This window comes from Dysgonomonas reticulitermitis (assembly GCF_054601275.1).
In genome coordinates, this window is the sequence record NZ_BAAHWU010000108.1 from 1 (window position 1) to 2,493 (window position 2,493).

Below are 2,493 nucleotides of genomic sequence, written 5' to 3' on the forward strand. Positions count from 1 at the left end.
TCGGCGCTTGAACCTTCCGCGATAGATGACCTGAGCAAATTCCACAGGTCAAATTTCGATATCGGCAATGTCCGGGATGTAGCCTACGAAATGAAATATACCAGGGAGCTAAGAAGCCTTGTCCGGCAGGAGTTTGCCAGCCCGACCCCCGAGCTGGCGCTGCTGTTCGCCCGCCGGGTCTATGGCGGGATCATCACCCCTGAAATACTGCGCCAGTTTACCGGATACCTGGATACTGCCATATCGGGCTTTATGAGCGATATGGTTCTGGAACGGTTCAAAACAGTCCTGTCAACGGAATCCGGCGGCCGGGAGCAGGAACAGGAACATGCGGAAGAATCGCTGCTGTCGCTGAATGATAAGATCATAGCCACAAAAGAAGAAACGGAAGGCTTCCTGATTGTCCGCGCGATACTGGGGGAGGTTGTGGATGCCGGGCGTATCGTGTACAGGGATGCCATCAATTATTTCGCCGTACTGCTCGATGACGACGACCGGCAGCCGGTCTGCCGGTTATATTTTAACGGCGGTAATAAATATATCATGACATACGGCCCTGATAAAACGGAAACCCGGAACGATATAGGCTCCCTTGACGGCCTGTATAATTATTCGGCCCGGCTTAAGGATATTGTGAGGCATTACCTGGCCTGTGACAACCGCCTTGTTACTGTCCATGATACCGGAGAAATCCCCGGGAACCATTATACACCGGATACCCCCGAATCATAAGCCTTATGGGAACAACGATTGCAGTGGTAAATAAGAAAGGCGGCGTGGGTAAAACCACTACGGTTATTAACCTGGCCGCTTCGCTGTGCGCCCTGGGGAAGAAAGCGCTGGTCGTGGACACCGATCCCCAGGCAAACGCGTGCCTGGGCCTGGGCATAGACATCCGCAGCGTGAGCAAGTCGCTTTACGACTGCCTGGCAGGGACAGCTACCACGCAAGAGGCGGTCGTTGCCACGGATACCGAAAACCTTTACGTCCTGCCTTCGCATCCCAGCCTGGTTGTAGCCGAACGGGAACTGCTGCGTACCAATGAACGGGAAAAGCGGATGCAGGAACTGTTGCACCCGCTCCGGGACGGATACGACTATATCTTTCTGGACTGCTCCCCGTCGCTGGGTTTGATAACGGTCAACGCGCTGACGGCCGCCGATACGGTGATCATACCCCTTCAATGCGAATACTTTGCCTTGTCGGGCATGACCCAGTTGCTGAATACGGTTAAGATAATCAGGAACAGGCTGAATCCGGGCCTGGAGATCGAAGGTTTCCTGATCACCATGTTCGATGCGCGTATGCGCCAGTCACAGGCGATACGCCAGGCCGTACTGGATCATTTCAGGGAGCTGGTATTTGAAACGGTAATCCGGCGCAGTTCCAGGCTGAGCGAATCACAGCGCTTTGCAAAGCCCATGATTACCTATGATGCCGGTTCCACAGGCGCCCAGGATTATATGCGGCTGGCCGCCGAGATACTGGAAAGGGCGGACAAAGGTTAGCTTTGACGGATGATGCCTGCCATATGCTGTGTGGATACCTTCGGGTAACCGCCTTTAAAAAGCTCACTGGCCGCCTTCGACCGGACCCATTATAACAGGCAGCGGAATGCGCAGGGCCAAGGCAGAGAACCTGAAAAAGTTTATAAATATATGTATGCGCGTGCTTGCAGTAACAACTTTTTCATTCTTTCTTTTATCACTTTTTCTGGCAAACTAACCATATATAAGATAAATAACCCTGCCGATGATGATACCGGCAGGATTATAATTATTGCTGCGCAACACTCAGACGGGACGTCTGCGCGAGCAGGGGGATAATATATATCCCGAGAGACGAGGTAATTCTCTGTTATAATTTTAATAATCGCCTCACATCTTCTTTAGAAAATTTCCCATAAATATCATAGTCACATAGAAACTCTAATCTTTCTTCGATATCTTCATTTTCTATATACACAGAGGATGATAACAATAATAATTCTGCAATATAAGATAATTCTAATTCGTTTATATCATTCATTAAAAAAGAATTACATAAAAAATTAAACTCTAAATTTCCAAACACTAAGTGTATATCTTCTGTCAAGAATAAAGGAATTGAGGTTCCTTTGGTTTTCAATTTCTTTTGATGTTCTTTTAGAATTGGCTCCAACATAGCTTTTATTTCTACCGAAGAAATGTTTCCACATAGCCAATTATTTATTGTAGATAGCTTCATTTTTATATTTATAAATATTACAATAATTTACTGTGGTCGACCTTCTGGGCCACCTCGTAAAGGTTTACGATGTTGAAATGTATTTGCCCTATCATAAGAATCTTTGTAAGTTCTTATGGTTTTTCCATCTTGATTTTTAATAACAACATACTCTGCTCTAGATTGCCCGCCTCCTTTTCCAGGAACTGTTTTTGTCGTTTTTGAGAATTTGTCTCCAATTGTAGTTGTTGTTTTAGACTTGCTTACAGCTCTAGAAACATTTTCTGT

Annotated in this window: 3 protein-coding genes and 1 pseudogene; 2 read left to right on the forward strand and 2 right to left on the reverse strand. The window is 46.8% G+C overall.

The features are described 5' to 3' along the window. Both ACYPZI_RS15805 and ACYPZI_RS15810 read left to right on the forward strand, forming a co-directional pair. A pseudogene (locus ACYPZI_RS15805) lies at window positions 1-732 on the forward strand (hypothetical protein); the annotation flags it as partial. Window positions 733-737: 5 nt separating this feature from the next. After that, window positions 738-1,508, forward strand: coding sequence for a ParA family protein (locus ACYPZI_RS15810; RefSeq protein WP_459603314.1), 771 nt, complete (start codon window positions 738-740; stop codon window positions 1,506-1,508). A gap of 349 nt (window positions 1,509-1,857) precedes the next feature. Here ACYPZI_RS15810 and ACYPZI_RS15815 read toward each other — a convergent pair whose 3' ends face one another. Together ACYPZI_RS15815 and ACYPZI_RS15820 are read right to left on the reverse strand one after the other, a co-directional pair. Next, complete coding sequence (locus ACYPZI_RS15815; protein WP_459603316.1) at window positions 1,858-2,226, reverse strand: hypothetical protein; 369 nt, start codon at window positions 2,224-2,226, stop codon at window positions 1,858-1,860. Between the two features lie 27 nt (window positions 2,227-2,253). Beyond that, window positions 2,254-2,493: hypothetical protein (locus tag ACYPZI_RS15820; protein WP_459603318.1), on the reverse strand; the 240-nt coding region annotated here is incomplete at its 5' end.

Bases quoted from the DNA above. Each gene is read 5' to 3' on its own strand.
- ACYPZI_RS15810 (WP_459603314.1), top strand. From the start codon at position 738: ATGGGAACAACGATTGCAGTGGTAAATAAGAAAGGCGGCGTGGGTAAA.
- ACYPZI_RS15815 (WP_459603316.1), bottom strand. From the start codon at position 2,226: ATGAAGCTATCTACAATAAATAATTGGCTATGTGGAAACATTTCTTCG.